At 37.6% G+C, this 6,853-nt stretch carries 7 protein-coding genes; 3 read left to right on the forward strand and 4 right to left on the reverse strand.

What is annotated here, in order from left to right; genetic code table 11:
* Positions 1-1,980: 1,980 nt before the first annotated feature.
* Positions 1,981-2,160, forward strand: a complete 180-nt coding sequence (locus CALSC_RS26125; RefSeq protein ID WP_143288352.1) for a hypothetical protein — start codon at positions 1,981-1,983, stop codon at positions 2,158-2,160.
* Positions 2,161-2,241: 81 nt separating this feature from the next.
* The gene (gene aroF, locus CALSC_RS23395; RefSeq protein ID WP_088243643.1) at positions 2,242-3,315 is read left to right on the forward strand and encodes a 3-deoxy-7-phosphoheptulonate synthase; all 1,074 of its coding nucleotides are present in this window, start codon (positions 2,242-2,244) and stop codon (positions 3,313-3,315) included.
* A gap of 431 nt (positions 3,316-3,746) precedes the next feature.
* On the opposite strand, the gene CALSC_RS26760 is transcribed toward aroF, so the two are convergent.
* From CALSC_RS26760 to yidD, 3 genes are all read right to left on the reverse strand, one after another.
* The gene (locus CALSC_RS26760; protein ID WP_159460685.1) at positions 3,747-3,893 is read right to left on the reverse strand and encodes a hypothetical protein; all 147 of its coding nucleotides are present in this window, start codon (positions 3,891-3,893) and stop codon (positions 3,747-3,749) included.
* Between the two features lie 133 nt (positions 3,894-4,026).
* A complete protein-coding gene (locus CALSC_RS23400) occupies positions 4,027-4,260 on the reverse strand; it encodes a Nif11-like leader peptide family natural product precursor (protein WP_088243644.1) in 234 nt (77 codons plus the stop codon).
* Positions 4,261-4,707: 447 nt separating this feature from the next.
* A complete protein-coding gene (gene yidD / locus CALSC_RS23405) occupies positions 4,708-4,938 on the reverse strand; it encodes a membrane protein insertion efficiency factor YidD (protein WP_088243645.1) in 231 nt (76 codons plus the stop codon).
* A gap of 62 nt (positions 4,939-5,000) precedes the next feature.
* Between yidD and CALSC_RS23410 the strand changes: the two genes are divergently transcribed.
* The gene (locus CALSC_RS23410) at positions 5,001-5,705 is read left to right on the forward strand and encodes a diacylglycerol/polyprenol kinase family protein (RefSeq protein ID WP_088243646.1); all 705 of its coding nucleotides are present in this window, start codon (positions 5,001-5,003) and stop codon (positions 5,703-5,705) included.
* Positions 5,706-5,726: 21 nt separating this feature from the next.
* Here CALSC_RS23410 and CALSC_RS23415 read toward each other — a convergent pair whose 3' ends face one another.
* Complete coding sequence (locus CALSC_RS23415; protein WP_088243647.1) at positions 5,727-6,185, reverse strand: hypothetical protein; 459 nt, start codon at positions 6,183-6,185, stop codon at positions 5,727-5,729.
* Positions 6,186-6,853: the final 668 nt, after the last annotated feature.

Raw genomic sequence — 6,853 nt, forward strand, 5'->3', positions numbered from 1 at the left:
GTATGTTTCCATTAGACATCTGGTGAAAATTAAATGAAGGAAGTAGGAGGAAGGATAATTGCTGGAGGGATTTAAACCTCACCAATTGTAGACTACCAAATTGACAATTTTGCTGGGGAACTTAAAACTTCGGCTTCGCTCAGTTTTAACATCGAGCGGAGTCGAGATGTTGAACCCAAAAACTCGAAGGGAGGGCGCTTGCATTTGATTACTGGTAAGTCCTGTGAGTGTTTTGGAACTGACAAGTCACCTTTTCCTTCTTCCTTCTCCCGTAGCAAGTTAAATTGATCCCCAAGTTTCGTCAATCGAAAAAATATTATACTCCGCCTAAATCTGAACGACGCAGCATAGAAATGCTAGGCAATATCAGGTGATTACTATATTTGTATAGATATTTGTGATAGATTAATTATCCTCATCTGCTGGAAAGACTATATTATAGACACCAGAGGCTGATATTGACAGTATATCGGTAATGGGTAAGCCATCAAGTAGTTTCATACCCGACTCTATGATACAAAACAATACAAAAAAATACAAAAGTACATTTTTTATGATTTCTCACTTCAATAAAGTACAACATTGAGCCGTGTAATAGCTTTGTATGTATGCGTTCACTTAAAAGTTTGTATTGCATTCAATCTTTTTTACTGATGATTAATATAGATAAAAGGAAACAATTTAGCGCTCGGCAATGATGATATAAAAAATTATTTATGCTACATTGAACTGTAAGCGTGAGTTATTACCATCCGAAACCAGACCTATGATAAATTACGGAATTTCAGTGATACTGGAAATAAGATAAAGATGTGGGCTTACAGCATTTTTCAAATGAAAGAGGAGCAAAAAAGATTATGAAAGTGTTGATATTACAGTCATCATAGGCTCACAAGACTCTACTTTATGAGGTAATTAAATCACATTGTATATCTATGAAAACCTCAATTTTTGGCGGATACGCTTCGCTTAATGAAGGCTTGTATTAAGGGTTAATTAAGCCCTCATTAAGGATGCCATTAAGACTTATTACTTTAGAGCCAAATTTTTGTCTAAATAAAGTCTTGACATTTTGTAATGTTACCAAATAATATTCTTTTGTCTTCTTTTGTCAAGCATACTTGCACAGCAATAAATTCAATTTATTTAAAGCATAAATAATTCTTGCTTGGAACAAATTCCATCAAGAAGTAATACTTAAGTGCAACCTAGACATAGGAGATATCCGGAATGACTGTAGCTAATTTTGTATTTATCAATCACGAAGATAAATCTGGATAATAATTACCCTTAATACTAATGAATGCTAACTTCTTTATTTTAGGGTGATGTGAGTACTCTTAATGGAGGTTGATATAGAAATATAGAAATCAGACTTTAATTTTATCAGATTTTAACTTTAAAGTCATAACTTAAACTGAGATGAAATTTACAAATAGGCAGTCCTGTGTTGAAACCCCAAACATCGGATTTGTAAGCAATCTGCTTCTATTTTTCTATTCCTATGCCCTAAGTGTATAACTTGATGAACCTGACATCTACAACACTGATGATGAGTTATAAAAATATCGTAAGTCTTGAGAGATTAGGAATTCTTGCTGTTTAGGATATCCGTCCCACATTTATCTGAAAAAAATTATGGCTTTACAACCAACATATACACAATTAGGCCAGATTCCGATGTTCCTAATGATCGCGAACAATCTTGAGACGAACATATTGCTTAGATTGTATCTGATCCTGCATCCGGCGGTCAGATTGTAGAAGTAGTTAATGATATCCTGTCGAGCTGGAATTACTGATTCACTTATCTGACTTTTCCCACGGACTTATGATCAATACTTAAAGCTGTGGTTAGTTTTATCTTTCATCAATATTTATCGGTTACTTTGTCGAGCCTGTAACTAATTATTGGCTAGTAGCAGTACTAGTATTTGTAGTAGGTGCGCCGACAGGTGCTATTTTCTACAATTTGATGAAATGAAAAACTATTTCCAGAATACTCGGGATATTTATTGCTCTAATCTTAATCGAGTTAATTACTTCTTTTCTACTTATTCCTTTAAATCCCAAGTTCCTCTGTTATTCTCTCTTGGTGTTTGTCATCTTTTCATCGATTTATTGCCGGATGTACAACAGCCAAATCTACGTCGTTATTAATTTTGTCAGTTCGAGAAACTGACATTTTTTACTAAGACTAAATGTTTGCTGATAATTTGATCAAAATTGAGGTTTAAGCCAATGATTGTAGTAATGAAAACTGATGCTCCCATTTCAGAGATTCAAAGAATTATCCAAGAATTAAGAAGCTGGAATATTACGCCTGAAAAAATTGTAGGTAAACACAAAGTTATAATTGGTTTAGTAGGAGACACTGCTACTCTCAATTCTGAAAAAATCCAACAACTAAGTCCTTTTATTGAGAAGGTTGTGAATATAGATAAACCTTTTAAAAGAGCTAGTTTAGAATTTCGTTATGGAGAACCAACAGAAGTATTTGTCTCTACACCTAATGGAATCGTGGTTTTTGGTCAACATCATCCCATTGTTTCCATAGCTGGTCCCTGTTCCGTAGAAAATGAAGAAATGATTATCGAGACTGCTTGGCGAGTGAAAGCCGCAGGGGCAAAACTTTTACGAGGTGGTGCCTACAAGCCCCGAACTTCACCCTATTCTTTCCAAGGACATGGTGAGAGTGCCCTAGATTTATTAGCAAAAGCTCGTGAAGTTACAGGTTTGGGTATCATTACTGAAGTAATGGATGCAGAGCAACTGGCTCAAGTTGCTGAGGTAGCTGATATTATCCAAGTAGGCGCTCGTAATATGCAGAATTTCTCTCTTTTGAAGCGAGTAGGAGCAACTAATAAGCCAGTTTTACTCAAACGAGGACTAGCAGCCACAATTGAAGATTGGCTAATGGCTGCTGAGTACATTATGGCAGAGGGTAATCCAAATGTGATTTTGTGCGAACGAGGAATTCGTACCTTTGATCGGAAGTATACAAGAAATACTCTTGATCTGGCAGCGATCCCTGTCCTTCGCACACTCACCCACTTACCGATTATGATTGATCCTAGTCATGGAACTGGTTGGGCTGAGTACGTACCGACAATGGCTATCGCTGCTATTGCAGCTGGGGCAGATTCTCTAATGATTGAGGTTCACCCAAATCCAGCAAAAGCTCTCTCAGATGGGCCTCAATCTCTAACACCACAACAATACGACCAGTTAATGCAGCAGATGGCTACTATTGGTGAAGCTGTTGGTCGTTGGCCTGTAAAATCACCTGTATTAGCATATTCTGGCGTCGCATAATGGAATTTTTAAAAGCTTATTAGGGCTTGCTAAAAAATTCCTGTGGTGAGGGTAGCTCACATCTTGCACCACATAATTATTGCGAAAATTATCGCCTGTAAATCTTATTATCCCCTAGAGTGGGCAATGCCCACCTTACTCTTATTGAGAAGGTGCAAGATATAGCACTACGCTTTTATGTTAGGACATATTTTCAGACTAAAAGCTTGATTTTTCATGGATTCTCGAAATTCAAGAATGTCCTAACGTGCTTTGGTAGTGCTATATGTGGTAGAAAACTCTTAACATTTTTACCCCTATTTTTCCTAATTTTTTGGGCTCCAAAAAATTGGGGATGCAAGGTTTTTAATTCGCTATGCGAGAAGGAAGAAGGAAGAAGGAAGAGGTAACTTGTAAATTCCAAAACACTTATAGCTTCCCCTTTCTTCCCTTCAAATTTCTGGGTTTAACATCTCGACCCCCTTGATGTTAAAGTTGAGCGTAGCCGAAGCTTTAATTCCCCTACCAAAATTGTCAATTTGAAAGAAGTTGGTTTGGGCGATCGCATTATACATAATGGAAGATGGAAAACTAACCACTAACTTGAATAAGTAGCATCCCAAATTTGTTCAAAAGACAGAGAAGAAAAGCATGGGGGAAATGTGATTTTGTTAGATGAACTCACATTTCACACCCAAAGATTTTATCTTAACTTTTCCCATTTCAGAGTAATTATCTTGGTATAAGATGCAACCTGGGGGCTATACCTGGATTGACAATAGATGCTAGCTCTTCAGAAGATAATTGATTTAGTTCAGTTTCTAATTCTTCAGCTGTGAAGTTATAGCCACGCTCGGTAGAAATCTTGATAAACAGTTCTGGGTTATTCGCTGCTTTGAGTTTTTCTTTCAATGCATTATCTTCTTGAACTGCTTTAAAAAGTTGGGCTGCATTTTTCTGTGCCATAAGAATCTATCTCCGGTTTGAAAGATCAGATGCTTCTTTGTCTATGTAATTAGAACAACAACACCTAAACATTGAACCGCTTAGTGATATCCTCTCAATTAATTACTTACACAGGGTTTTATTAACTAATTTCGTCACACCCACAAGTTTATAAAGTAAGTGGTTACACGAAATTTTCTGTAACTAATATTCAGAGAAAATCCCAGTGTTAAAGTTGCGTGCTGCTATGAGTTGGCCAGACAGATTGCAATCAACCAGTGTTGTTTACTTTTTTACTCAATTTAATTATTTAACCTACTAACACAAGGTTGTTAAATCGACCTGGGAAGCTTCCATAAATTTAATTTATACGGTATCACTATTTGCTAAAAGTGAAGCATCATTGAAATTAAACTTTACTTTAAAACAATGTTATTCCGTATAATATCCAAACATTGTGGATGTTCCTTACTCCTTCCCTGCTTCCCTTTCCGGAACAGGATCGTAACCACCAGGATGAAACGGGTGACAGCGAGAGATACGACATATTGCCAACCATCCACCACGCCATATGCCAAAACGTTCAACAGCTTCGAGTGCGTACATAGAACAAGTGGGTTGAAAGCGACAACTGGGTGGGAATAAGGGTGAGATAAACATTCGGTAAAACCGAATTAGCCAAATTAATAATAGTTTCATCACTGTTACCCAAATCGAATAAAGTAAAGGTAGTAGCAAAGGCCATTATTACAGAATTTTAGTTGTTAAGTTTATTTCCCTCATTACAATCTACCCCTCTTCTATGGCTGCAAATTAGCAGTGTGGCAATTTGGCTATCATTTATTTTCTTCTTAGCCTGGGGCGTGAGTCGTTTCGCCCATGGGAATCCAGAAGTTATTCGCAAGATAGTACATATTGGTACTGGTAATATAATTTTACTAGCCTGGTGGTTCGATATCCCAGCCAGCATTGGTATTGGATGTGCAATTGTAGCTAGTGGCGTAACTTTATTGTCCTATCGATTACCAATTCTTCCGGGGATTAATAGTGTAGGCAGACGAAGCTTAGGAACCTTCTTTTATGCTGTTAGTATCGGTATTTTAATTGCTTGTTTTTGGTATCTAAAACAACCTCAATATGCTGCCTTAGGGATTATGGTGATGGCATGGGGGGATGGATTAGCGGCATTAATTGGTCAACGTTTTGGTCAACATAAATATCAAATTTTGGGTGCTGAAAAAAGTTGGGAAGGTTCCCTAACCATGTTTTTAGCTAGTTTTACGGTTATTCTGTTGATATTAATTGGCGTACAGGGTAACTTTTGGCAAACTTGGGTAATCTCCTTGGTAGTTGCGGTGGTAGCTACTGGCTTGGAAAGCTTTTCTTTGTTAGGTATTGATAATTTAACTGTACCATTGGGTAGTGCAGCCCTGGCTTTTATGTTGGTTTGGCTAATGTTTAGTTGATTAGCCCCTGGTTATTTGGCATTAATGCCTGTGATGGTAATGGTAGCGACGATGTCCCCGACGATAGTAATGTCTGTGGTAATGCCTGTGGTAACGACGTCTTCTATAGCGACGACGGCGACGACGATAATACGCTGGATGATAGTAGCGACGACGATAATAACGCCTTCTATAGCGACGACGACGGTAACAGGGTCTTCTATAATAGCGGCGATGACTAATTCTCAAGGGTATGTCTGCACCCTCTGTTAATTGTTTGGTATCAACCTCCTGGTTTGCAGGGATAGTAGAAGATTCCTTTGTAGTTTGAGCTAAAGGCTGATCTACATGTTTGGAATCTTGCGTTTTCGCCAGTGATAATTCTAATTCTTCTGATTTTGGTTGGATATTTACATTATCCTTACCTAAAGATGCCGCAGCAATCTCAAGTCCAAGGCAACCGGGCAATACTAAAGCCCCAACCACGAACTTCCAAAACATTGTTTATTTCTCCTAATTTCTTTATCCCCTGGATGATTTATCTGGGAAATGACAAAGAATTTATCTATGGAGATTTACGCGCTTCATAGTCACTCCAGGAAATGACTAGTTTGAGATCCAACAACAAAATTATTCTTTGATGTTGTAACAATAAAGGAAGGCCAAGATGGTAATTTACACGTAGATGTGTGCTATACAGATTCTGATGTTGAATCTATAATTTTTACCTTATTGCCTTAAATTTTGATTTACAACTTTACATTCTCTGCTTTATCTTCCCTAAAGCCCTATGCTGATGACCAAGCCCCGTTGGGATAGGTTATGAGATTTGGAGTGTGGGGTTTGGAGAGACAGACAGACCCAACAGCCCGTGGGATGCAAGCCCCGTCTTTTCAAGACAATTATGTTGATTCCAGTTCCAGCTTTTGACAACATAGTGTTCCCTACACCCTACCTCCTACACCCCTATTGTTGACTGACGCCCCCGTTTATTCCGGTTTGGATGGGAAGTTACTGCTTACTGTTTAATTCAGTTGAGTAAAAAAGCCATAACAAATTATTACCACGCACTTCTATGGCAAAAGAGTTATTGGCGATCGCTAATTAAATATCGATAAGTATCTTAACTATTTGCCTATATTTTGTTACTATTTGTAAAGTTATATAAG

It is taken from the genome of Calothrix rhizosoleniae SC01 (assembly GCF_900185595.1).
GTDB classification, from domain to species: domain Bacteria; phylum Cyanobacteriota; class Cyanobacteriia; order Cyanobacteriales; family Nostocaceae; genus Calothrix_A; species Calothrix_A rhizosoleniae.

What these genes read in the sequence shown, in the direction of transcription:
- yidD (WP_088243645.1), bottom strand. Translation starts at nt 4,938, where the DNA reads ATGAAACTATTATTAATTTGGCTAATTCGGTTTTACCGAATGTTTATC.
- aroF (WP_088243643.1), top strand. Translation starts at nt 2,242, where the DNA reads ATGATTGTAGTAATGAAAACTGATGCTCCCATTTCAGAGATTCAAAGA.
- CALSC_RS23400 (WP_088243644.1), bottom strand. Translation starts at nt 4,260, where the DNA reads ATGGCACAGAAAAATGCAGCCCAACTTTTTAAAGCAGTTCAAGAAGAT.
- CALSC_RS23415 (WP_088243647.1), bottom strand. Translation starts at nt 6,185, where the DNA reads ATGTTTTGGAAGTTCGTGGTTGGGGCTTTAGTATTGCCCGGTTGCCTT.
- CALSC_RS26125 (WP_143288352.1), top strand. Translation starts at nt 1,981, where the DNA reads ATGAAAAACTATTTCCAGAATACTCGGGATATTTATTGCTCTAATCTT.